The sequence below is a fragment of the Lutibacter sp. genome (assembly GCF_041555395.1).
In the GTDB taxonomy this organism is placed as follows: domain Bacteria; phylum Bacteroidota; class Bacteroidia; order Flavobacteriales; family Flavobacteriaceae; genus Lutibacter.
Window position 1 is genome coordinate 1 of sequence record NZ_JBFFKM010000041.1, and the last position, 23,119, is coordinate 23,119.

Below are 23,119 nucleotides of genomic sequence, written 5' to 3' on the forward strand. Positions count from 1 at the left end.
AACACAAAGCATAAAAGCCATGAGTTTTAGAGTAAGTATATGGATCCTAATTTTCTTGTTAACCATCAAAATAAATAGTAATCATAAAAATCAAACCACATGAAAAAAACAAGCCTTTTAATAGCCATTACCGTGACAACTCTTATATTTATTTCCTGCAAAGAAAATAAAAAACAACAAACTATTGAACCTGTCCAAACTGAAGAAGAAACTCACGAAAGTGAAGGTGTCTTAGTATTAAATAACGGGAATTTGTGGATGGCAAATGCTGAAACTACCGAAGGAATCCAAAATATGAGCCAGTTAGTGACCAATTTTACCAATACAGAAAATATGGAAGCCTTTCCTGAACTTAAATCAAAACTGGAAGCGGAATTCGGTGCCATCATTTCAAAATGCACGATGACAGGCGAGGCACACAATCAATTGCACAATTACCTTTTGCCCATGAAACCTTTGTTTAAGGATTTGGCGTCTGAAGATTTAGCAACCCGTAAATTTGGCTTAGAAAAATTGACCAAACATTTGTCGGAATATTCAGCCTATTTTAAATAAAATAACATTAGAAAAATGGGAATTTCCGTACAACATATCAGCAAATCATTTAAAAAAATTAATGCTGTAAATGATGTTTCTTTTGATGTAAAAGAAGGGGAATTATTCGGGTTAATTGGACCTGATGGCGCAGGAAAAACAACCATTTTCAGAATTTTGACCACCTTGCTTTTTGCCGATAAAGGCACTGTTAACATTGCAGGATTTGATGTTGTTGACAATTACAAAGAAATAAGAAATAATGTGGGCTATATGCCCGGAAAATTTTCGCTGTACCAGGATTTAACGGTGGAAGAAAATTTAAATTTCTTTGCTACCATTTTTGGAACAACCATTGAAGAAAATTACGAATTAATCAAAGATATTTATATTCAGATTGAACCTTTTAAAAAACGAAGAGCTGGAAAATTATCTGGCGGCATGAAGCAAAAATTAGCCTTGAGCTGTGCTTTAATTCACAAGCCTAAAGTGCTCTTTTTAGATGAACCAACCACTGGCGTGGATCCTGTTTCCCGTAAAGAATTTTGGGAAATGCTGAAACGTTTGCAACAAAAAGGAATTACCATTTTGGTTTCAACGCCTTACATGGATGAAGCGGAATTGTGTGACAGAATAGCCTTAATTCAGCACGGAAAAATTTTACAAATTGATACGCCTCAAGAAATTATAAAACATTATCCGAAAAAAATATATGATGTAAGCGCCGACAAAATGTACCATCTAATTGAAAGTTTAAAAAGTTTTGAACACCAATATAGTGTTTATCCTTTTGGCGAATTTGTGCATTACACCGATACTCGAAACGATTTTGATCCGCAGGAATTAAAGCATTACTTAAAAGCCAAAAACCATAAAAACATTAAAATTGAGATTACAAAAACAACCATTGAAGATACCTTTATGGAATTGGCAAAATAGCAAGAAGCAATGAAAGATAAGAACGTCATAGAAGTTGAAAACCTGACCAAAAAATTTGGCGATTTTACTGCGGTAAACAGCATTAGTTTCGAAGTGAAAAAAGGCGAAATATTTGGTTTTTTAGGTGCAAACGGCGCAGGGAAAACCACGGCCATGAAAATGCTGATCGGTATTGCAAAGCCAACTTCAGGGAATGCACAAGTTGCAGGTTTTGATGTCTTTTCTCAACCAGAAGAAATCAAGAAAAATATCGGCTATATGAGCCAAAAATTTGCATTGTATGACGATTTAACGGTTAAGGAAAACATCACGTTTTTTGGCGGAATTTACGGATTATCACGCTCAAAAATAAAAGAAAAACGAAGTGAATTGGTTGCCGAATTGGGCTTGGGCGACATTTTAAATGAATTGGTCGGCTCCTTGCCTTTGGGATGGAAACAAAAATTATCGTTTTCAATAGCGCTGATACACAATCCAATCATTGTTTTTTTAGATGAACCAACCGGAGGTGTTGACCCCATTACCAGACGACAGTTTTGGGAAATGATTTACAAATCGGCCAACAACGGCACCACCATTTTTGTGACCACGCATTATATGGATGAAGCTGAATACTGCGACCGTGTTTCCATCATGGTCGACGGAAAAATTGAAGCATTAGACACGCCAAAAGAATTAAAGGAAAAGTATCATGCTGATAATATGAATGAGGTGTTTTTAAAATTGGCAAGAGGATGAAACGATTTATTGGATTTGTAAAAAAGGAATTTTACCATATTTTTAGGGACAAACGATCGCTGTTTATTCTTTTCGGGATGCCTGTTGCCCAAATTCTGCTCTTTGGATTTGCCATTACCAATGAGATCAACAATGTTGACATCGCCATTTTTGACAAATCAAATGATGTGACTACACAAGAAATCATTCATAAAATTTCAGCATCAAAATATTTTAGTCTCAAACAACAAATCCAAAATGAAGCCGAAATTGAGACTGTTTTTCAAAAAGGAAAAGTGCATGCCGTACTTGTTTTTGAAAATGAATTCAAGAAAAATTTAACCAAAAATAACACGGCAAAAGTGCATATCATAACCGACGCCACCGACCCCAATACTGCTAATTCCATCACCAATTACATAAGTGCCATTATAGGAAGTTACCGACAGCAAATCAACAAAAACGATACTTTTGACTATCAAATTGAGACCAAATCGAGAATGGCTTACAATCCCGAATTAAAAAGTGTTTTTATGTTCGTTCCCGGAGTAATGACCATTATTTTAATGTTGGTATCGGCCATGATGACCTCAATTTCCATCACTCGTGAAAAAGAATTGGGCACAATGGAAATTTTATTGGTTTCACCTTTAAAACCATTTCAGGTAATTGTGGGAAAAGTGATTCCTTATATATTTTTATCTATCATTAATGCGATTGTGATTGTTTTATTAAGCATTTTTATTTTTAAAATGCCCGTGCAGGGAAGTTTGCTTTTGTTGGCTTTGGAGAGTGTTTTGTTTATCATTACCTCTTTATCGTTAGGAATTTTAATTTCAACAGTATCGGCAACGCAACAAACCGCCATGATGATTTCTTTAATGGGTTTGATGTTGCCAACCATCTTATTGTCGGGTTTCATTTTTCCAGTTTCCAGCATGCCGTTGCCTTTGCAGGTCATTAGCAACATCATTCCCGCAAAATGGTTTATCTTAATTTTAAAAGGAATTATGCTAAAAGGAGTCGGACTCTTCTTTATTTGGAAAGAAACCTTGATTTTAATTAGTATGACGCTCTTTTTTATTGCATTGAGTGTCAAAAAATATAAAATTAGATTGGAGTAGATTAATTAACAATTAAAAATGAATAATTATAAATAATAAAAACCGGTCAACACCAATCAGGTAAGTTCCAAGAAAATTAAAAATTAGGATTAAAAAGTTTAGAATTTCTTGATACTTGATACCAGATACCTGATGCAAAAGAATAAAAAATGAAAACAATTCTATACATCATCCAAAAAGAATTCAGGCAAATTTTTAGAAATAAAGGAATGCTTCCTATTATCTTTATTTTACCGATTTTACAATTGGTGATTTTATCGAATGCGGCCACATTTGAGATAAAAAACATAAAATTTTCTTATGTTGATCAAGATAAGACTTCCTTCTCAAGAGCATTAATTGAAAAATTTGATGCCTCGACTTACTTTAATGTCATTGCCGATTTTCCGTCGAAAAAAGAAGCGAATGCCGCTATGGCCAAAGGTGAAGTTGATGTTATTTTAGAAATTCCACGGTATTTTGAACGTGATTTATTGAAACAAAAACGTACAGACATTTCAGTGGCAATAAACGCCATAGACGGTGCAGCTGCAGGAGTGGAAAATGTGTATATCAACCAAATTGTTCAGGACTTTAATAAAAAAGCAAAAGTTGCCCTATATTCACCATCAGATGTAGTAAATACAACAAAAGATATTGTGACTATTCCCTCATTTTGGTACAATAAAACCTTAAACTATAAAACATTTATGGTTCCGGGAATATTGGTTTTGCTGGTCACTATGATTACCCTATTTTTATCAGGAATGAATATTGTTCGAGAAAAAGAAATTGGCACTTTAGAACAAATGAATGTTACGCCCATAAAAAAATACCAGTTCATTATTGGTAAATTATTTCCGTTTTGGATTTTGGGATTTGTTTTGCTTACCGTGGGATTAACCATTGCAAAAGTTGTTTTTAATATTCCTATAATTGGAAACTTAGGATTGATTTATTTTTATACAGCCTTTTATCTTTTGGTCGTTTTGGGAATGGGATTGTTCATTTCCAATTTTACCGACACCCAACAACAAGCGATGTTTATTTCCTGGTTTTTTGTGGTTATTTTTATATTGATGAGCGGACTTTTTACACCCATAGAAAGTATGCCGATGTGGGCACAATATATTACAGAGTTTAATCCCGTAAAATATTTTGTGCAAGTGACGCGAATGGTCATGTTAAAAGGCGCCCATTTTAACGATATTTTGCCCCAATTGACAAAAACCATTATTTATGCTCTTATTATGAATGGTCTGGCGGTTTGGAGTTATCAAAAAACAACTTAATATTTTTCTTTTTGAAATAATGACAGAAATATTAAGATTTTAAATTTTACAGTCTTCAAAATAAAAGCTATTTTGTAATTTTGTATTTAGAATCATTCTAAAAAAAGAAAATGTTAGATATAAAAAAAATCAGAGCTGATTTTCCCATTTTAAAACAACAAATAAACGGCAAACCATTGGTTTATTTAGACAATGCCGCCACCAGTCAAAAACCTCAGGTTGTCATCGACAGTATTGTAAATTACTACGCAACCATCAATGCAAATATTCATAGAGGCGTTCATACTTTGAGTCAGAAAGCGACCGATGCTTTTGAACAGGCTCGCGAAAAGTTGCAAAAACACTTCAATGCAAAAAAAAGCTACGAAATTATTTTTACCGCGGGCACAACACACAGTATAAACATTGTTGCCACCGGTTTTGCATCATTGTTGCAAAAAGGCGATGAACTCATCGTTTCGGCTATGGAACACCATTCAAATATTGTGCCTTGGCAAATGTTATGTGAGCGAACCGGAGCCGTTTTAAAGGTAATCCCAATGAATGAAGAAGGCGAATTGTTGATGAATGAATATGACAAATTGCTTTCTAAAAAAACAAAATTAGTATTTGTAAACCATGTTTCCAATGCTTTGGGAACCATCAATCCGATTAAAGAAATTATTGATAAAGCCCATCAAGTTGGTGCAGCGGTATTGATTGACGGCGCCCAGTCTTGCCCGCATATCAAAGCGGATGTTCAAGCATTAGATGTCGATTTTTACGTGGCTTCTGCCCATAAATTATGTGGCCCTACAGGAGTCGGAATTTTATACGGAAAAGAAACATGGCTCAACAAATTACCGCCCTATCAAGGTGGTGGAGAAATGATAAAAGAGGTGACTTTTGAAAAAACCACCTATGCCGATTTACCGTACAAATTTGAAGCGGGAACACCAAATATCGCCGGAGTAATTGCTTTTGGAACCGCCATAGATTATTTAAATAATTTAGGATTTGACAACATTGCCGCTTATGAAAATGAATTGCTTCAATACGCCACAAAAAAATTGCTTCAAATTGAAGGATTAAAAATTTATGGAACTTCTGAACATAAAACTTCCGTCATTTCCTTTAATATTAATGAAATTCATCCTTATGATATTGGAACAATTATAGATAAACTAGGTGTTGAAGTTAGAACTGGCCACCATTGCGCCCAGCCAATCATGGATTTTTACAAAATTCCTGGAACGGTGCGCGCTTCTTTTTCATTTTACAATACTATTGAAGAAGCTGATGTGTTATACAATGCATTGTTAAAGGCAAAAATGATGCTTTCCTAAGCATTTACCTAAAATATTAATTTTTGATATTTGAGTTGATGTTTTTGGGTAAAACTTAATGTTTCAGTGATATTTTTTAACTTTTTTTATATATTTCGATCAAGCTTTATAAAGAATAAATCCATTAATAGCGTAAAAACAGGTCTTCTGCTCTTCTTAAGTTAAAAAATAATTAATCGTATATTTGTCGTTCATTATAAAACGTGCTGTTTTAAAGTTTAGGAAACTAAGTCATTAAAAATGCTCTGAATAAAAAAGGAACATGTCTAAATTGCCTAAAAGCCACAAATTTATTGATCTTTCAGATTATGGGAGACCAGCAGCAAGAATTATAGCAAATTCCCTAAAAGAAACCTCAGTTACCCCAATTCACATAACCGTTTGGTTTATTCTTTCAGGATTAATTGCCATTGCCTGCATGCTTTATGGCTATTATTGGGCGGCCGCCTTTTTCCTGATTTTAAAATCTGTTTTAGATGCCGCAGACGGGGAATTGGCACGTGTAAAAAAAACGCCTTCTTATACTGGACGCTATTTTGACTCGATTTCCGACATCATATTAAATTTCTTGATTTTTTTAGCGCTTTGGCACATCACAAATACAAGTTTAACTTACACTTTGATTGCTTTTGCTGGAATTCAATTGCAAGGAACTTTGTATAATTATTACTATGTTATACTTCGAAACAAATATAATGGCGATACCACAAGTCGCATTTTTGAAGATAAAACACCGATAGCCTTGAAAGGAGAAAAACAACGAAATGTAAACTTCCTTTTTAAACTATATAAGATGCTTTATGGCGTTTTTGACAAAACAATCTATATTCTGGATAAAAAAGCGATTCGCAGCAAACCTTTTAACAAATGGTTTATGACAGCTGTTTCCACTTTTGGACTAGGATTTCAGTTGCTCCTTATTGCTGCAATGTTGGTGTTGGGATGGGCGGCATTTATTATTCCTTTCTTCATTGGTTATTCCGCCATGATCTTCATTTTTATCGGAATCAGAAAAATGTTTTAGAAGAAGTTTTTTATTAAAAAAGAGGCTTTTCCTGATTTGTATAACCAAAATCATCTTGTAATGTTTTCTTTTTTGAAGCTTCAACAGCCAACACGTCACAACGCTCGTTTTGCATGTGGTTATTATGCCCTTTTACCCATTCAAATTTTGTGTTATTCGGGTTGTAAATCGCTAAAAATCGTTTCCACAAATCGGGATTTTTAACATTTTTAAACTGCCTTTTATGCCAGCCGAACAGCCATTTTTTTTCAACGGCATCAACCACATATTTTGAATCGGAAAAAATGGTGATTTCCGTATCTTTGGTTTTCATATTCTCCAAAGCAACAATTACTGCCAGCAATTCCATTCGGTTATTTGTTGTTTTTTTATAGCCTTCGGAAAACTCTTTCCTATAAGGTTTTCCCACCCATTCCATCACAATTCCGTAACCTCCGGGTCCCGGATTTCCGCTGCAAGCACCATCTGTATAAATATGTACTATAGGTTTTTCAGTCATTCTCTAAGATTGCTTTTTCAATAATTTTAGGAAAATACTCATATTCTAAGCTATGAATTTTTTGTGCAACGTCATCAGGAGTGTCACTTTCCAAAACATCAAAACTTTTCTGAAAAATAATGGCGCCTTCATCATAATTTTCATTCACATAATGAATGGTAATTCCGGTTTGCTTCTCCTTATTTTCAACTACAGCATTGTGTACATGCATTCCGTACATTCCCTTACCTCCATATTTAGGTAATAACGCAGGATGAATATTGATTATTTTATTTGGAAAAGCATCAATTATTTTTGAGGGGACTTTCCATAAAAATCCGGCTAAAATAACATAGTCAGCATTTTCTTTTAAAATATTCAGCACTTCATCCGTGGCAATAAAATCATTTTTGTCAAAACTTCTGTTAGGAATATCTAAACGGCTGGCTCGTTCCAAAACTTTGGCGTCTTTTTTATTGGACAGCACATGAGCCACTGAAATTGAATCGCTATTTTTAAAATATTTGATAATGTTTTCGGCATTGGTGCCAGATCCTGATGCCAGTATAGCAATACGTTTCATATTTGAAAATTATTATCGTCTATTAAACAACAAATAAAATGAATTAATACCAACTATTATGGGGTAAATAAAAAAACTTTACCTATTTTTAAAACTTAGTTTTTTATCTTTTATGAATTAAAAGATTTTGGTTTAAAGAAAGTTTTATATTTTTGCCCAGTAATTAAATTTAAAATAAAAGAATTATGTCAGACATTGCATCAAGAGTAAAGGCCATTATCGTAGATAAATTAGGCGTTGACGAAAATGAAGTAACAACAGAAGCTAGCTTTACTAATGATTTAGGAGCAGACTCACTTGATACTGTTGAGTTAATTATGGAATTCGAAAAAGAATTTGATATTCAAATTCCAGACGATCAAGCCGAGAACATTGGCACTGTAGGTCAAGCGATCAGCTACATAGAAGCCGCAAAAAAGTAATTTAAAATATGATGATCAAACGAGTTGTTGTAACTGGACTTGGTGCATTAACGCCAATAGGCAATAATATTGAACAGTATTGGAATAGTCTTGTTAACGGTGTTAGCGGGGCGGCTCCAATAACCTATTTCGATACAACCAAGTTCAAAACTCGTTTTGCCTGCGAACTCAAAAATTTTGACATTACTCAATTTTTTGAAAGAAAAGAGGCCCGTAAAATGGACAGATTCACTCAGTACGCTATGGTCGCTGCTGATGAAGCTATTGTTGACTCAAAATTAGATTTAGAAAAAGTCGATAAAGATAGAGTTGGCGTTATTTGGGGAGCTGGAATTGGCGGATTGGAAACTTTTCAAAATGAAGTTTTAAATTTTGCCGAAGGTGACGGCACTCCAAGATTCAATCCTTTTTTTATTCCTAAAATGATTGCGGACATGGCGCCCGGTCAAATTTCTATTAGATATGGATTTAGAGGTCCAAATTTCGCAACAGTATCTGCCTGCGCATCTTCATCAAACGCCATCATTGATGCCTTAAATTACATTCGCTTAGGGCATGCCGACGTTATGGTTTCAGGTGGTTCAGAAGCTACCATTACCATTTCGGGAATAGGCGGCTTTAATGCTTTGCAGGCGCTTTCAACAAGAAATGACGACCCGTTAACTGCTTCAAGGCCATTTGACAAAGACAGAGATGGTTTTGTTTCAGGAGAAGGAGCTGGCGCACTTATTTTAGAAGAATATGAACATGCCAAAGCAAGAGGCGCAAAAATTTACGCTGAAATTGCCGGCGGAGGATTATCTGCCGACGCTTATCATATTACCGCACCTCATCCGGAAGGTTTAGGAGCTATAAATGTGATGAGAAACTGCTTAAAGGATGCTGGTTTAAAACCTGAAGATGTTGACGCCATAAATATGCATGGAACTTCAACCCCGCTTGGTGATATTGCAGAATCTAAAGCAATTTTAGAGGTTTTTGGAGATCATGCCTATCACATAAATCTTAATTCAACCAAATCAATGACTGGTCACTTATTGGGTGCTGCCGGTGCTGTTGAAGCTATCGCTTCAATTTTGGCCATAAAATACGGAATTGTGCCTCCTACAATTAATCATTTTACAGATGATGATCAAATTGACCCTAAATTAAATTTTACGTTCAACAAAGCACAAAAACGTGATGTATCTGTTGCCATGAGCAACACTTTTGGATTTGGAGGACATAATGCCTGTGTACTCTTTAAAAAACTTGATTAACAGAAAAACTGAATGGGTTTCATTCGAAAAATTATTACTCCTCGGGCTAAAAGTGACGACACTTTTTATAATGATTTGGCCAAAATAATAGGTTTTAAACCTAAAAATATTACCCATTATCAAAAATCATTCGTTCACCGTTCCATTAAAGAATTTAACAAAAAGACTGGACATCCGCTAAATTTCGAACGTTTGGAATTTTTGGGCGACGCCATGTTAAGTGCCATTATAGCCGCACATTTATTTCAGGTTGTTCCTTCAGGTGATGAAGGTTATTTGACTCAAATGCGATCAAAAATTGTAAGCAGAGAACATCTTAATGAACTTGGCAAGGATTTAGGTTTACTGCGTTTTATCAGAAGCAATGTATTACTTTCAAACTTTGGAGATAATATTCATGGAAATCTTTTTGAAGCTTTGATTGGAGCCATTTATTTAGACAGAGGTTACAAGTATTGTGAGAAATTTATTTTTAAAAGGGTAATCAATCCTTATGTTGATATCCTAAAACTTGAAGGTAAAATTACCAGTTATAAGAGTTTATTTATAGAATGGTGTCAAAAGAAAAAGAAAGAATTGGTTTTTGAAGTTTACGAAGATTCTGGCAACGACATCGTAAAACACTTTAGTGTAAAACTTTTTTTAGAAGGTGAACTTATTGCTAAAGGAAGGGCTACTTCAAAGAAAAAGGCAGAAGAAGTTGCGGCTAAAAGAGCCTTTTATGCTTTTCAAAATGAATTTAACATAAGTTAAGGTTACCACACGAATACGATTTCGTAATATTATTAGTTACTGTAATTAAACAATGGTATTTTTGCTGAACTAAATGTTCCTTCTTTTTATGCAACTATTAACGATTGATTTAGAAGATGATTATTCATTAATTGGCATTCATTCAACAGAAGAGGATTACCGATTGGCTTATCTTTTAAACAGCTTTTTAAAAATAAAACTGGCACGATTTAAACATAATTTGGATTTTAAAAATTCAACTTCTGTTTTTCCATTGTTTGAATATAAAGACGAGGCAAATTATATTAATTATTATTTAATCAACAACAAGTACACAGAACTTGTTGATAACCAAGACAAAGAAGGTTTATTTGGCGGAAATTACAGCACAACTTCTTATTTAATACCCGAAAAAAAGAAAGTCGACTTTTTTTTAAAAATAGAAGGTTGCAATAATGGAGATTTCATTCAAAATTTAGTGAATGATTTAAATAAAATAAACCAAATAATAACATCTTACTCAATAGCACCAACAACCTTAAAATCGAAAGAAAATCTCATATTTTAATTATGACAAAAAATAGAAAACGCACTAAAATTGTTGCAACATTAGGGCCAGCCTGCAACACCACAGAAATTATGGAAAACATGATGGAAGCCGGAGTAAATGTATTCAGGGTTAATTTTTCACATGCCAATTATGCCGATGTAGAAGAAAAAATTAAAATCATTAGAGAAATTAATGTACGTCGTGATTTCCACGTGGCGATTTTAGCTGATTTACAAGGGCCGAAATTGCGAGTTGGCGTTATGAGTGAAGACGTATATCTAAATATGGGCGACACCTTTACTTTTACCACCATAAAATGTGAAGGGACAAAAGAAAAGGCCTTTATGACCTATAAAAAATTTCCAAAAGATGTTCAGGTTGGAGAACATATTTTAGTTGATGACGGTAAATTATTATTTGAAGTAACTGCTACGGACAGAGATACACAAGTCACTACAAAAGTATTACGTGGCGGTAAATTAAATTCCAAAAAAGGGGTAAACTTACCCAACACAAAAATATCATTGCCTGCTCTAACTAAAAAGGATATTGAAGATGCTTTATTTGCCATTAAAATGGAAGCCGACTGGATTGCCCTATCTTTTGTAAGAACTGCTGACGATTTAATTCAGCTAAGGGATTTAATAGCTGCAAATTCTCCACATAAAATTCCAATTATAGCAAAAATTGAAAAACCTGAGGCTGTTGCAAACATCGATAAAATAACACCTTATTGTGATTGTTTAATGGTTGCCCGAGGTGATTTGGGTGTTGAAGTTCCCATGGAACAGGTTCCTTTAATTCAAAAACGATTGGTTTTAAAAGCTAAAAAAGCTCATATTCCTGTAATTATTGCAACCCAAATGATGGAAACAATGATTACCAATCAGGTCCCAACAAGAGCAGAGGTGAATGATGTTGCAAATTCAATTATGGATGGTGCCGATGCCGTGATGTTATCGGGTGAAACTTCTGTTGGAGAATTTCCTTTAGAGGTCATAAAACAAATGCGTAGAATAATTGAAAGCGTTGAAAATTCGCCATTAATTAAAATTCCTAGTGAAACTGTCCAATGCGTAAATGATCGTTTTATTACAAAAATAGTATGCCATCAAGCTGCGGTAATTGCAGATACAATTTCTGCGGAAGTGATTACAACCTTAACAGATTCAGGATATACCGCTTTTCATATTTCTTCATGGAGACCAAAATCAAATATCTTGGTGTTTTCTTCAAACAGAAGGATTTTAGCGATGCTCAATTTATTATGGGGCGTTAAAGGTGTTTTTTATGAACGTTTTGTAAGTACAGATGAAACCATTGAAGATATCAATAATATGGCGCACGAAAGGGGATATTTAAACGATGATGATTTTGCAATAAACGTAACTTCAATGCCTGTTAAAGAAAGAGGTATGGCAAACACCTTGCGCATTACCCAATTCAAAAAAAACTAGTTGCTTTTTAATATCGCATACAATCCAAAAGAAGCTAACCAATGGGCTCCGGCATATTCGCCAGAGTCCATTTTTTCATAGCTGTATTGAAAATGTTTGTTTGCCAAACTGATCATTTTTTCATTATTTAAAACCTTTCCTATTTCATATAAACACCAGGCGCGGCTAAAATTCAAGCCATCTAAATGTGCTAATTTTCCATCGGAACGGTCCGTAACTTCGGCAACTTCCAAATACAAGGAAGGATTATTTCTGAAGTCGGGCAAAAAAGCATCAAACCATGTTATAAACTCTTCCTTTGACAATACTTTCAGCATCAATGAAGCTTCTTGAAGACAAGGCGATAAGAAATCGAATCCGCCCGGTTCCCAGGTAACAGGACAGCCTTTGTCGTTCATATAATAGGTTTTTGCCTTTTCACTAATCATTAGCGCCAAATCAGGTGCGTATTTTTTGGCGTAATCCAAAGCTAACGACAATCCGAAAGCCGTGTTTGGGTGTTCTCCAACTCTAATCGGATACTTCAGTTTCGGCAAAAATTCCATGTATTTTTTTTCAATGACTTCTACCAAAGGCTTTAAATCTGCGTACATTAATTTGGCTTCTGCATGGTCCCAATCCTGCAAGGTTTCCGCAATTTTCAACAACCAGGCCCAGCCATAAGTACGTTCAAAATTTTTATTGTGCTCATCTTCAAAATAAGTGATTTCCTTTAAAATATTTTCTTTGGTGATGGTGGTTTTGAGCTTCTTTAAAATGGCTTCATTGTGCTCAAAATTTGGGAATTTCTTTATAATATTGAGCAATGTCCAGTGTCCGTGAACAGACGAATGCCAATCGAAACAACCGTAAAACGTAGGATGCAATTCAGATGGTTCTTTCAAATAGGTTTTATCTCCTAAAACCTGTCCCAGCTTATTTGGATATTCCTGATCTATGCATTCGAAGGCAAAATGATATAAATAATTGGCACTTTTTTCATTCAGTTCCGGCTTTAAATAAACCGTTTCATCAATAACAACCATTACCTCTTCTTTTTGTTTTTCCTTGCATGAAAAAAACACAGTCACCAAAAATATTAAAAAAATTAATTTTCTCATGCCTTAAAATTTAATATTGGTTTTTATCACCGTCGCGTCATTTAGAACAAATGGCATGGGCATCATTATTTCGGTTCTGGGAATAATATTGAACTGCGAATTGGTGAACAAATCATATTTGGCTTCCAGTATATCAATATCGATCACTTGATTTTTATCGACAACAAATTCAATATTAATAATTTCATCTTTGCTGGTTCTGTAAAAATTCATAATGGTGCCTTTTTCCACAGAAAACACATACTTATCATTTGTATTCTTTTTCAATGGCTCCTTATTTATTATAAATGATTTAAACCGAATTGGCGTTTTGGTCATCAACTCAATTTTATTGGCATTTCGTAATGATTCAATATGTAAAGTCAATTTTCTATCAGAGCCAATGATGGTGTCTATAACTATCGAAATTAATGGCTTTTCAAGATTTCTGATTTCAGTTTTCGTGTACAATTGAATGTTCGTATTATATTTACTTGCAGTTGTATTTGCATCGTAACTTCCAACTATAGGGTTTTCACCTAAAAATTGTTTTGTAAATTCATCCATTTCATTATTGTAACTTGCCCAATACGCTTCATTTTTATTGCTGTCAAAAACATATAAAACACTGTTTGGCTTTCTTTGGTCAACACTATAGGATGAATACACAGAAGCTGAAATCAAGGCCATAAGGCCTATCAATAAAAACACAAAACTTAATTTTTTATGATCTTTATATTGTTGAAAAACCGGAACCAAAAATCCGAATAACAACACCGTAAAAACCGCTGAAACCACCAGCATTTTAAGTCCGAGTCCAACCGGCAACATTTTTACCAAAGGGGCAAATATAATTAGCACAGGTATACTAAACAGCGTAAACAATAGCAGCATGTTTACTTTGGAAATTGAAAATTTCGAGATAAAAAGTATGCCTAATAAAATGATTACCGGAAGTATAAAAAATGCAGCGCCCGGCAAATAAAAGGCAATAAATCCGTTAAGCAATAGCCAGAAAAATAATGGTACCACCAACAAATCCTGCTTGCTTCTTTTTTTGAAGAAGTCTTTGTAAAACCAAAAACATATAGCTATTGTCAACGAAACAAATGCGGCAATATAATAATAGCCATTATAGGTAAAACCATGCAAAATATCATTGTACTGAGGATGTATTTTAAGAAGCAACCTCCATCCAAAAAAAGCAAGTGCTGCAGAAGTTAACAATGAAGCTATAAACGGATAAAATCCCTTTATAATTCCCTTCTTGGTAAGTCTCTTTTTTAAAACGCCCATAAAAAGTAAGATCAAAAATAAAACAGCGCAAAATAAAAACATCGGAATCACCCACGAAAACGGATAAAATACCAATCCGATATAAGGGAAATTAAAATACACATAATCTGCCTCCGATTTTAAATTATCTAAATCTGCATTGGCAAAATAGTTCAATGTCGCCATTAAATAAGAAGCCTGATGGTTCAGCGAATTTACGTCCATTCTTTCATAAGAATCCTGAACCGTATGGTAATCGAAATGATCATCAATAAATGCAAAATTATAGCCATCAATATTTGCACCTTCCCTAAAAACGGTTAAATCGGTGTCATTCGGCAACATTTTATAAATACTGTACATTAATGAATTTGCAACTGGATACGCAGTATTTGCCTCTTGAAAAGCTTCAATTAATTTTTCGTTTCCATCATTGGTTTCCAGCAACATATAACTTGGACCGCCACTTCCTCGCGCTTCAAAATTTAACACCAATCCTACCTCTTTTGCCCAAGGATGATGGTTCACAAAAGCATTGGCGCCTAACAAGCCCAATTCTTCAGCATCGGAAATGCAAATGATAATATCGTTTTTTGGAATTTCTTTTTTTTCCAAAAAGGCCCTAATTCCTTCTAAAATAACCACCACGCCACTACCGGCATCACTTGCGCCAAGCGAAGAATGCGGATTGGAATCGTAATGTGAAAGCAACAACAACGCTTTTCCATTTTCGCTTCCTTTAATTCGCGCTAAAATATTTTTATTATTTGTAGCCGCTTTCCATTTACTGTTCACCGCTATTTGCTCCTGAATTTCAACCTGTAACCCTAATTTTTCAAGTTCGGAAACCAGATAATTCCTCACAACTTCATGTTCAGGGGAGCCGGTAAAATGAGGTTTTTTGGCAATTTCTTTCAGTTGAAGCAACGCTTTATCTGTTGAAAACTCTGTTAATGAGCTTTTTTTTTCAATTTTTACCGATGGCGATAAGGAATAGAAACTATAAAAAATTGAAACAATTATAATTACTAAAGAGACAATTTGGTGGTATTTTTTCGGAATCATATTTTAAAAATTCAATTATTTAAATTTAGGCTATTTTTTAGATTATCAAAAAATAAAATGACAATCGCTTAAAATATTTCATTGAAATTACCAAATTATTAAAACAAGCCTAACATATATTGTTTTTTAAAATTTTATATTTGACAAATATTTTACATCACCCCCCTTATGGACAGAAGAAAATTTTTTAGAAACGGCTCGCTTTTCGCGCTTGGAACTTCCCTGTTAAATCCTTTTGATATTGCTGCTTCCTCATTAGATTTTAATGACAAGAAAAGTAATAAAAAAGCCAAAAATATCATTGTCATTGTGAGTGACGGCATGAGTACCGGAACCTTAAATATGACTGATATTTACCTTTCAAGAAAAACAGGAAAAGGAAGCAATTGGCTGCAACTTTATAAAGATAATCGTGTAAATCGCGCATTAATGGATATGGCTTCGGCAAATTCCATCGTAACCGATTCTGCAGCGGCAAGTTCTTCCTGGGGCGGTGGCGTTAGAATTAACAATGGTTCCTTAAACATAAGTGCCAACGGAGAAACGCATTTACCTATTTGGCAAAAATTTAAAAAAGCCGGTAAAATGGCTGGCTGTGTTACCACTGTTCCAATTACCCATGCTACTCCAGCGGGATTTTGCATAAACAGCAAAAGACGAAATGATCAGGATTTTATAGCTGAAGAATATTTACAACAAGGATTTGACGTGATGATGGGTGGCGGAAATAATTATTTCTCTTCTGAACTGAGAAAAGACAAGCGCGATATGTACCAGGAATTTGCTACTGCAGGTTATCAGGTAGTAAAAACAAGAAATGAAATGCTTGTTGCTAGAAGCGAAAAACCTATTTTGGGTGTTTTTTATAATGATGGTCTTCCCTATTCAAAAGACATGGAAAACAATAAAGAGCTTGCCGAAAAAATTCCGACACTTGCCGAAATGACTCAGAAAGCCATTGACTCAATGAAAAATCACCCCGAAGGTTTTGTACTTCAGGTTGAAGCTGGGAAAGTGGATTGGGCTGCGCACGGGAACGATATTGCCGGCTTAATTTACGATCAGGCAGCACATGACGAGGCCATAAAAGTAGCCATTGATTTTGCAGAACAAGACAAAGAAACTTTAGTCATCCTAACAACAGATCACGGAAATGCAAATCCAGGAATTATCTATGGAAAAAATGCAAATGATAATTTTGATGCCATCCAAAACTATAAACATACCAATGAGTGGATTTTAAATGGCTTTGGAAAAGAGACCTCGATTTCTCAGGTAAAAGAACGCATTGAATATGCCAATAACTTTATGGTAACAGAGGAAGAAGCTAAATTAATTTCAAGTTATTACAGCGATTTAAAATCTGGTGACGACGGCTTATACAACTCAAGACATTTGCCGTTTGAAGCGTTGTCCCAAATTCAGAAACAACATAATTCTGTGGGTTGGATTAGTATGAGCCATTCTGCTGATTATGTCGAATTGGCCATGTTCGGACCCGGAAGCGATTTGTTAAAACCATTTATAAAAAATACCGACTTGCACTTTTTAATGCTTGAAGCCGCCGAGGTGGAAAATCATTTTTAATGAAAGCCTTATTTATTCTTTTCTGATCAACAAATAATAGTCGTTTTCTAAGGCCAGATAACCCTGATCATAAATATAAAAATAGGTATTTCCAGTTTTTGTGGTGTAAATTGACGTAAAATAATTAAAATCGAAATTACCGTCCAGTAGTTTTCTTCTGGTAACTTTGGTTTTTCCTGATTCGTTCAACACAGAAAGCAATCGATGATTTTTCCGAAGTCGGTTATTGATATTCCGAATTAAATTTTTACTATCCTTGTCTATTTTGTTGTTGTAGCTGTTTCGGCAATAGTCTGAACAGAATTTTTTATCTATTCTTCCACTAAAAGGTTCACCACATTCTAAACATTTATTCTTCATAGCACTTGATTATTTATTATTTTTTATATTTCTCATTATCAGTATTTTAGAAACTTTATAGTTCATTTGTAATGCCAAAATATATTCCTATTTACAGTTGAGAACTATCAAATATAATAAATATTATCCGTTTACAAGCGACTACAAACATTTACAATCGAAAGTAATTAAATACCAACCGAATAACACAAAATACCCAACTTACATTTGCCCTGTTGAATTGAACTAATGACATTCAGCTAAATTTAAAACCTTATCTTATGAGTACGTTAAGAAACAAAGTACAGTTAATTGGAAACTTAGGAAACAATCCTGAAATCATCACTTTAGAATCAGGAAAAAAATTGGCAAAATTCTCTATTGCCACAAACGAAAATTACAAAAATGCCAAAGGAGAAAAAGTAACAGATACCCAGTGGCACAATGTGGTGGCTTGGGAAAAAACTGCAGAAATTGCCGAAAAATATTTGGAAAAAGGAAAAGAAGTTGCCATTGAAGGCAAATTGACATCAAGAAGTTATGATGACAAAGAAGGCGTTAAAAGATATGTAACGGAAATTATCGTAAACGAAATGTTGCTGTTAGGCACCAAATAACGGGGAAATTGCTATTAAAATGAAAAAGTGAAAAGAGGGCGAAAAATGCGCCCTCTTTTTTATTTATACTAAATTACAATCTTATATCTCTTCAGGTTTCCAATCTTTTTGCTCCTGACCGGTTAAAAAAGTCCAGGCCACAATTCTGGTTATTTTATTGCCTTGATGCATCGGAATAATTTTAATGTCTGTTGCATTTAATTTTTTTAGGGAATCGCACATGCCTTCTACATTTTCCTTTTTTGAAACCAAAGTACTGTACCAAAAGCATTGTGTCTTAAACATAGAGCTTTCATATAAATAAGTATGCACAAATGCTTTTTCACCACCTTTATACCAAAGTTCCTGCTGTTTTCCACTAAAATTACGTGTCACAACATCATCGCCAATTCCTAAGCCTTCCAATTTTCTGGCATTGGCCTCCATCGCTTCTTCTTGCGATTTGTAAAACGGAGGATTACACATAGCCGCCGAATATTTATCCCCGTCGCTTAAAATACCTTGAAAAATATTTGTTGAATCTGCTTGTTGTTTTAACTTAATAACATCAACCAGCTTATTCTTTTTTAAAATATTTTCGGCTCTATCAATTGATTTTTTGTCAATATCCGTTCCAACAAATTGCCAGCCATAAACTGCATTTCCCAATAAGGGATAAATGCAACTGGCTCCCATTCCAATATCCAATACTTTTGCATTGTTCTCAATTCCAAACTCTTTCAACAAATCTGCTAAATAATGCACATAATCTACCCTGCCAGGAATTGGTGGACATAAATTGTCATCAGGGAAATCCCAAAACTTTATATTGTAGTGTTTAAATAATAAAGCCCTGTTCAATTTTTTAACAGCATCAGGATTTGCAAAATCTATCGTTTCCGTTTGATACTTATTTACAAATACAAATTCTTGCAATTCCGGATAAACTTCACACAATTCAGCAAAATTATAACCTTGTTGGTGTTTATTATTTGGATGAAGATTTTCGTCGCTATTTCTTTTAGTTCCCATAATGTGTATAAGGCTACAAAAGTACTCATTTTAAATTTTAACATTATTTTATATTTAAATAAAGAATGAACGTTCATTTTGTAAATATTTTGTTTATCTTTGCACCAGAAAAAAGTATTAAAAGTTAACAATGGCAAAACGCATAAAAAATAACGAAAAACGAATTGCGTTGCTCAATGCAACACTTCATTTGGTGAACAACAGCGGGTTTCACGATGCACCAATGTCTAAAATAGCAAAAATGGCCGGTGTTTCACCCGCAACCATTTACATTTATTTTGAGAACAAACAGGATTTGATAAACAAACTGTATTTGCAAACCAAAGCCTCATTTAGCGATTATGCTTTTAAAGATTATTCGCCAAATCTAACAGTGAAAAATGGCTTTGAACTGATTTGGCGGAACATTGCACACTTCAAATTAAATCAGGTTGAAGAAGCAAATTTTTTATCGCAATGCGACAATATCAATACGATGATTGATGAAGCCAGCAGGCAGGAAGGATTAAAAAATCTGCAGCCATTGCTCGATTTATGGGAACGCGGACAAAAAGAAGGAATCATGAAAAATATTTCACCTTATCTTTTGTATGCTTTTACCATTTATCCGCTCGCATTTTTAATGACAATGCAGGAACGAAGTGATTTTGAATTAACCGAAGACAATCTGACCGAAGCATTTTCATCGGCCTGGAACGCTATTAAAATTTAAGGGATGGGAAAAACAGCTATTATTTTAGGTGCCACAGGTTTAACTGGTAACCTTTTACTTCAAAAATTAATAGACGATACCAGATATGATTCTATAAAACTGTTTTCGCGTAAAAAGATTGAAGGTTTGCCATCAAAAGTTCAACAGTTTATTGGAAATATTATAGAATTAGAAAACTTTAAAGAAGATTTTACGGCGGATGAAGTTTTTTGTTGCATTGGCACAACCCTAAAAAATTCACCCGATAAAAATGTATATCGAAGTATAGATTATGGAATACCAACCAAAGCTGCTCAACTTTCAAAAGAAAATAACATTGAAATGTTTATGGTGATTTCAGCACTTGGCGCAAATCCTAACAGCGCTCTTTTTTACAACAAATTAAAAGGAGAAATGGAGCAAAAAGTTTTAAGTTTTAATATTAAAAACACCTTCATTTTACAACCGTCCTATATTAAAGGTGATCGAAATGAAAATCGTCCTTTAGAACGAATTTATGATGTTTTATTTCCTTTAATAAGCGTTTTTCTTGTGGGAAAACTAAAAAAATACAAAACAATTAAGGCAACTGCTATTGCTGATGCCATGTATAATTTGGCGGAATTAAAACCAAATATCAAAAAAATAGAATCAGATCAAATAAAAAATTACGCAATAACTAAAAATTAGAATTTAAAAATATGGAATTAATAGACAAATTAAATTGGAGATATGCCGCAAAGGCAATGAACGGAAAAAAAGTGCCTCAAGATAAAATTGACAATATTATTGAAGCTACAAGATTGGCGCCAACTTCAAGCGGATTGCAGCCTTTTGAAATATTTGTAATTACAAATCAACAAATTAAAGAAGCAATTAAACCCGTGGCTTGGAATCAATCTGTTGTAACAGACTGTTCTCATCTATTGGTTTTTGCTGCCTGGGACACCTATACGCCAGAGCGCATCAACAAAATGTTTGATTTAACAAATGAAATTCGCAACACAAAAAATGAAGGTTGGGAAAACTACCGTCAAATGTTGTTGAATGCCTATCCACAAAAAGATGCCGAAGAAAACTTTATTCACACATCAAAACAAGCGTATATCGCTTTGGGAGTTACCCTTGTTGCTGCTGCATTTGAGAAAGTTGACACGACTCCTATTGAGGGTTTTGATCCAGCTGCTGTGGATAAAATTTTAGGACTCAGAGAAAAAGGACTCCGAAGTGTGGTTTTACTTCCTGTTGGCTATAGAAATGACGATAAAGATTGGCTGTCAAACCTCACTAAAGTAAGAAAAAGTAAAGAGGATTTAGTGACTTTAATTGAATAATGAAAATTACGAATACAAAAGAAAAGATTAATGTTGAATTTATTTGACTTTAAAACATCTTAAAACAATGAACAAAACAATTTTATTAGAAAAAAGACCTGTTGGAAAACCACAGTTATCAGATTTTAAATTCGTTTCAAATGAGGTTGAAGAAATTTCAACAGGAGAACTATTATTAAAAACAACCTACGTATCTGTTGACCCATATTTAAGAGGGAGAATGAGTGATGTAAAATCCTACACACCATCTTTTGAACTTCACAAACCTATAACCTCGGGCATTATCGCTGAAGTAATAGACTCAAAAAATCCTGCATTTAAAAAGGGTGATTTTGTTTCAGGAATGTTAGCCTGGAAAGAATTTCAAAAATCAAATGGAGAAGGTTTGTTAAAAGTAGATGCTTCAAGAGCAGCACTTTCAGCATATTTAGGTATTTTAGGAATGACTGGATTAACGGCATATTTAGGTTTAACAGAAATTGGGAAGCCTAAAAAAGGTGAAACAATTGTTGTTTCTGGTGCCGCAGGTGCTGTTGGTAGTATTGTGGGGCAAATAGGTAAAATATTAGGTTGCCGAGTTGTTGGTATTGCTGGTAGCGACGAAAAAGTAGCATTACTAAAATCTAAATTTGGATTTGATGAGGCTATTAACTACAACACTACTAAAAATATGACTGCAGCCATTAAAGAAGCGGCTCCAAATGGTGTAGATGTTTATTTTGACAATGTAGGCGGTCCAATTTCTGATGCTGTTTTATTAAACATCAACCAATTTGCACGTTTTATTATTTGTGGAGCCATTTCAGTATATAACAGCACTGAATTGCCAAAAAGCATTAGTGTTCAACCTTTTTTAATAAAAAACAGCGCTTTAATGCAAGGGTTTATCGTTTTCAATTATGCTGAAAAATACCCAGCAGCTATTAAGCAATTATCTATATGGCTGGCAGAAGGAAAACTAACATATACTGAAACAATTACTGAAGGATTTGATACAATTCCTCAAGCATTTTTAGACCTTTTTGAAGGCAAAAACAACGGTAAAATGCTAATAAAAATTTAAAAAAAATTTAAAATTCACACAAATGAACAATTTCGATTTTCAAAATCCGACCAAAATACTCTTTGGGAAAGACCAAATTGCGAAGCTATCAGAAGAAATTCCTAAAAACGCAAAAGTATTGCTGCTTTATGGTGGTGGAAGCATAAAAAAGAACGGAGTTTACAACCAAGTGAAAAAAGCACTTGAAAATTTTGAAGTTCTGGAATTTGGCGGAATCCCAGCCAATCCCGAATATGCAGTTTTAATGGATGCGCTAAAAGTCATAAAAAATGAAAACATCACTTTTTTATTGGCAGTTGGTGGCGGGTCTGTCATTGACGGAACCAAATTTTTATCGGCTGCTGCGCTTTACGAAGGAGACGAACCTTGGAATATTCTAAAAAATAGTGAGCGAACTATGAAAGGAATGCCATTTGGAAGCGTGCTTACATTACCCGCTACGGGTTCTGAAATGAATTCTGGAGCAGTGGTTAATCGCAGGGAAACCAAAGAAAAATTGGTAATGGGCGGTCCTGGTTTGTTTCCTGTGTTTTCTATTTTAGATCCGCAAGTAGTACAATCAATTCCACGGCGTCAAATTGAAAACGGAATTGCTGATGCTTTTACCCACGTGATGGAACAATACATTACCTATCCGGTGGAC

Annotated in this window: 25 protein-coding genes; 19 read left to right on the forward strand and 6 right to left on the reverse strand. The window is 34.3% G+C overall.

Annotated features, from left to right (window positions below; translation table 11 throughout):
- Window positions 1-99 precede the first annotated feature (99 nt).
- From ABY285_RS09235 to ABY285_RS09265, 7 genes are all read left to right on the forward strand, one after another.
- The gene (locus tag ABY285_RS09235; protein ID WP_372769322.1) at window positions 100-555 is read left to right on the forward strand and encodes a hypothetical protein; all 456 of its coding nucleotides are present in this window, start codon (window positions 100-102) and stop codon (window positions 553-555) included.
- A 15-nt stretch (window positions 556-570) separates the two neighbouring features.
- Window positions 571-1,473, forward strand: a complete 903-nt coding sequence (locus ABY285_RS09240) for an ABC transporter ATP-binding protein (protein WP_372769324.1) — start codon at window positions 571-573, stop codon at window positions 1,471-1,473.
- Between the two features lie 9 nt (window positions 1,474-1,482).
- A complete protein-coding gene (locus tag ABY285_RS09245) occupies window positions 1,483-2,211 on the forward strand; it encodes an ABC transporter ATP-binding protein (protein WP_372769326.1) in 729 nt (242 codons plus the stop codon).
- Window positions 2,208-3,314 carry an ABC transporter permease gene (locus ABY285_RS09250; protein ID WP_372769328.1) on the forward strand — a complete coding sequence of 369 codons (1,107 nt, stop codon included), beginning with the start codon at window positions 2,208-2,210 and terminating at the stop codon, window positions 3,312-3,314. The genes ABY285_RS09245 and ABY285_RS09250 overlap by 4 nt, the downstream gene beginning before the upstream one ends.
- Before the next feature lie 149 nt (window positions 3,315-3,463).
- Window positions 3,464-4,585 (forward strand): ABC transporter permease, encoded by a 1,122-nt coding sequence (locus ABY285_RS09255; protein ID WP_372769330.1) that lies wholly within the window; start codon window positions 3,464-3,466, stop codon window positions 4,583-4,585.
- A gap of 110 nt (window positions 4,586-4,695) precedes the next feature.
- Complete coding sequence (locus ABY285_RS09260) at window positions 4,696-5,910, forward strand: aminotransferase class V-fold PLP-dependent enzyme (RefSeq protein WP_372769332.1); 1,215 nt, start codon at window positions 4,696-4,698, stop codon at window positions 5,908-5,910.
- A gap of 262 nt (window positions 5,911-6,172) precedes the next feature.
- A complete protein-coding gene (locus tag ABY285_RS09265; protein ID WP_372769334.1) occupies window positions 6,173-6,934 on the forward strand; it encodes a CDP-alcohol phosphatidyltransferase family protein in 762 nt (253 codons plus the stop codon).
- A gap of 13 nt (window positions 6,935-6,947) precedes the next feature.
- On the opposite strand, the gene rnhA is transcribed toward ABY285_RS09265, so the two are convergent.
- On the reverse strand, window positions 6,948-7,433 hold the full coding sequence (gene rnhA, locus ABY285_RS09270; protein WP_372769336.1) for a ribonuclease HI: 486 nt from the start codon (window positions 7,431-7,433) through the stop codon (window positions 6,948-6,950).
- Window positions 7,426-7,995, reverse strand: coding sequence for a phosphoribosylglycinamide formyltransferase (gene purN / locus ABY285_RS09275; protein ID WP_372769338.1), 570 nt, complete (start codon window positions 7,993-7,995; stop codon window positions 7,426-7,428). The genes rnhA and purN overlap by 8 nt, the downstream gene beginning before the upstream one ends.
- 185 nt (window positions 7,996-8,180) lie before the next feature.
- Here purN and ABY285_RS09280 point away from each other — a divergent pair, with 185 nt between their 5' ends.
- The 5 genes from ABY285_RS09280 to pyk all read left to right on the forward strand — a co-directional run bounded on the left by ABY285_RS09280 (window position 8,181) and on the right by pyk (window position 12,415).
- Entirely contained in the window at window positions 8,181-8,417 is a 237-nt protein-coding gene (locus ABY285_RS09280) for an acyl carrier protein (RefSeq protein ID WP_372769340.1), read from the forward strand.
- An 8-nt stretch (window positions 8,418-8,425) separates the two neighbouring features.
- Window positions 8,426-9,676 carry a beta-ketoacyl-ACP synthase II gene (gene fabF, locus ABY285_RS09285; RefSeq protein WP_372769342.1) on the forward strand — a complete coding sequence of 417 codons (1,251 nt, stop codon included), beginning with the start codon at window positions 8,426-8,428 and terminating at the stop codon, window positions 9,674-9,676.
- A 12-nt stretch (window positions 9,677-9,688) separates the two neighbouring features.
- Entirely contained in the window at window positions 9,689-10,429 is a 741-nt protein-coding gene (gene rnc / locus ABY285_RS09290) for a ribonuclease III (protein ID WP_372769344.1), read from the forward strand.
- An 88-nt stretch (window positions 10,430-10,517) separates the two neighbouring features.
- Window positions 10,518-10,976 carry an IPExxxVDY family protein gene (locus ABY285_RS09295; RefSeq protein ID WP_372769346.1) on the forward strand — a complete coding sequence of 153 codons (459 nt, stop codon included), beginning with the start codon at window positions 10,518-10,520 and terminating at the stop codon, window positions 10,974-10,976.
- 2 nt (window positions 10,977-10,978) lie between these two features.
- Entirely contained in the window at window positions 10,979-12,415 is a 1,437-nt protein-coding gene (gene pyk / locus ABY285_RS09300) for a pyruvate kinase (protein WP_372769348.1), read from the forward strand.
- Here the strand turns inward: pyk and ABY285_RS09305 are convergent.
- Window positions 12,412-13,515 (reverse strand): DUF2891 domain-containing protein, encoded by a 1,104-nt coding sequence (locus tag ABY285_RS09305; protein ID WP_372769350.1) that lies wholly within the window; start codon window positions 13,513-13,515, stop codon window positions 12,412-12,414. The two genes, pyk and ABY285_RS09305, sit on opposite strands and share 4 nt — an antisense overlap.
- Window positions 13,516-13,518: 3 nt before the next feature.
- A complete protein-coding gene (locus ABY285_RS09310; protein ID WP_372769352.1) occupies window positions 13,519-15,834 on the reverse strand; it encodes a M28 family peptidase in 2,316 nt (771 codons plus the stop codon).
- A 168-nt stretch (window positions 15,835-16,002) separates the two neighbouring features.
- On the opposite strand from ABY285_RS09310, the gene ABY285_RS09315 reads away from it, so the two are divergent.
- Window positions 16,003-17,421 carry an alkaline phosphatase gene (locus ABY285_RS09315; protein ID WP_372769354.1) on the forward strand — a complete coding sequence of 473 codons (1,419 nt, stop codon included), beginning with the start codon at window positions 16,003-16,005 and terminating at the stop codon, window positions 17,419-17,421.
- A gap of 12 nt (window positions 17,422-17,433) precedes the next feature.
- On the opposite strand, the gene ABY285_RS09320 is transcribed toward ABY285_RS09315, so the two are convergent.
- Window positions 17,434-17,781, reverse strand: a complete 348-nt coding sequence (locus tag ABY285_RS09320; protein ID WP_372769356.1) for a hypothetical protein — start codon at window positions 17,779-17,781, stop codon at window positions 17,434-17,436.
- Window positions 17,782-18,041: 260 nt separating this feature from the next.
- Here ABY285_RS09320 and ABY285_RS09325 point away from each other — a divergent pair, with 260 nt between their 5' ends.
- Window positions 18,042-18,377 (forward strand): single-stranded DNA-binding protein, encoded by a 336-nt coding sequence (locus ABY285_RS09325; RefSeq protein ID WP_372769358.1) that lies wholly within the window; start codon window positions 18,042-18,044, stop codon window positions 18,375-18,377.
- A gap of 81 nt (window positions 18,378-18,458) precedes the next feature.
- Here the strand turns inward: ABY285_RS09325 and rlmF are convergent, their stop codons facing one another.
- Window positions 18,459-19,388 carry a 23S rRNA (adenine(1618)-N(6))-methyltransferase RlmF gene (gene rlmF, locus ABY285_RS09330; RefSeq protein ID WP_372769360.1) on the reverse strand — a complete coding sequence of 310 codons (930 nt, stop codon included), beginning with the start codon at window positions 19,386-19,388 and terminating at the stop codon, window positions 18,459-18,461.
- Window positions 19,389-19,518: 130 nt separating this feature from the next.
- On the opposite strand from rlmF, the gene ABY285_RS09335 reads away from it, so the two are divergent.
- The 5 genes from ABY285_RS09335 to ABY285_RS09355 all read left to right on the forward strand — a co-directional run.
- On the forward strand, window positions 19,519-20,100 hold the full coding sequence (locus ABY285_RS09335) for a TetR/AcrR family transcriptional regulator (protein ID WP_372769362.1): 582 nt from the start codon (window positions 19,519-19,521) through the stop codon (window positions 20,098-20,100).
- Window positions 20,101-20,103: 3 nt separating this feature from the next.
- The gene (locus ABY285_RS09340; RefSeq protein WP_372769364.1) at window positions 20,104-20,769 is read left to right on the forward strand and encodes a nucleoside-diphosphate sugar epimerase; all 666 of its coding nucleotides are present in this window, start codon (window positions 20,104-20,106) and stop codon (window positions 20,767-20,769) included.
- Between the two features lie 11 nt (window positions 20,770-20,780).
- Window positions 20,781-21,413 carry an NAD(P)H-dependent oxidoreductase gene (locus tag ABY285_RS09345; protein ID WP_372769366.1) on the forward strand — a complete coding sequence of 211 codons (633 nt, stop codon included), beginning with the start codon at window positions 20,781-20,783 and terminating at the stop codon, window positions 21,411-21,413.
- Window positions 21,414-21,480: 67 nt separating this feature from the next.
- Window positions 21,481-22,476, forward strand: coding sequence for an NADP-dependent oxidoreductase (locus ABY285_RS09350; protein WP_372769368.1), 996 nt, complete (start codon window positions 21,481-21,483; stop codon window positions 22,474-22,476).
- 22 nt (window positions 22,477-22,498) lie between these two features.
- A partial coding sequence (locus tag ABY285_RS09355) for an iron-containing alcohol dehydrogenase (RefSeq protein ID WP_372769370.1) occupies window positions 22,499-23,119 on the forward strand: 621 nt, incomplete at its 3' end.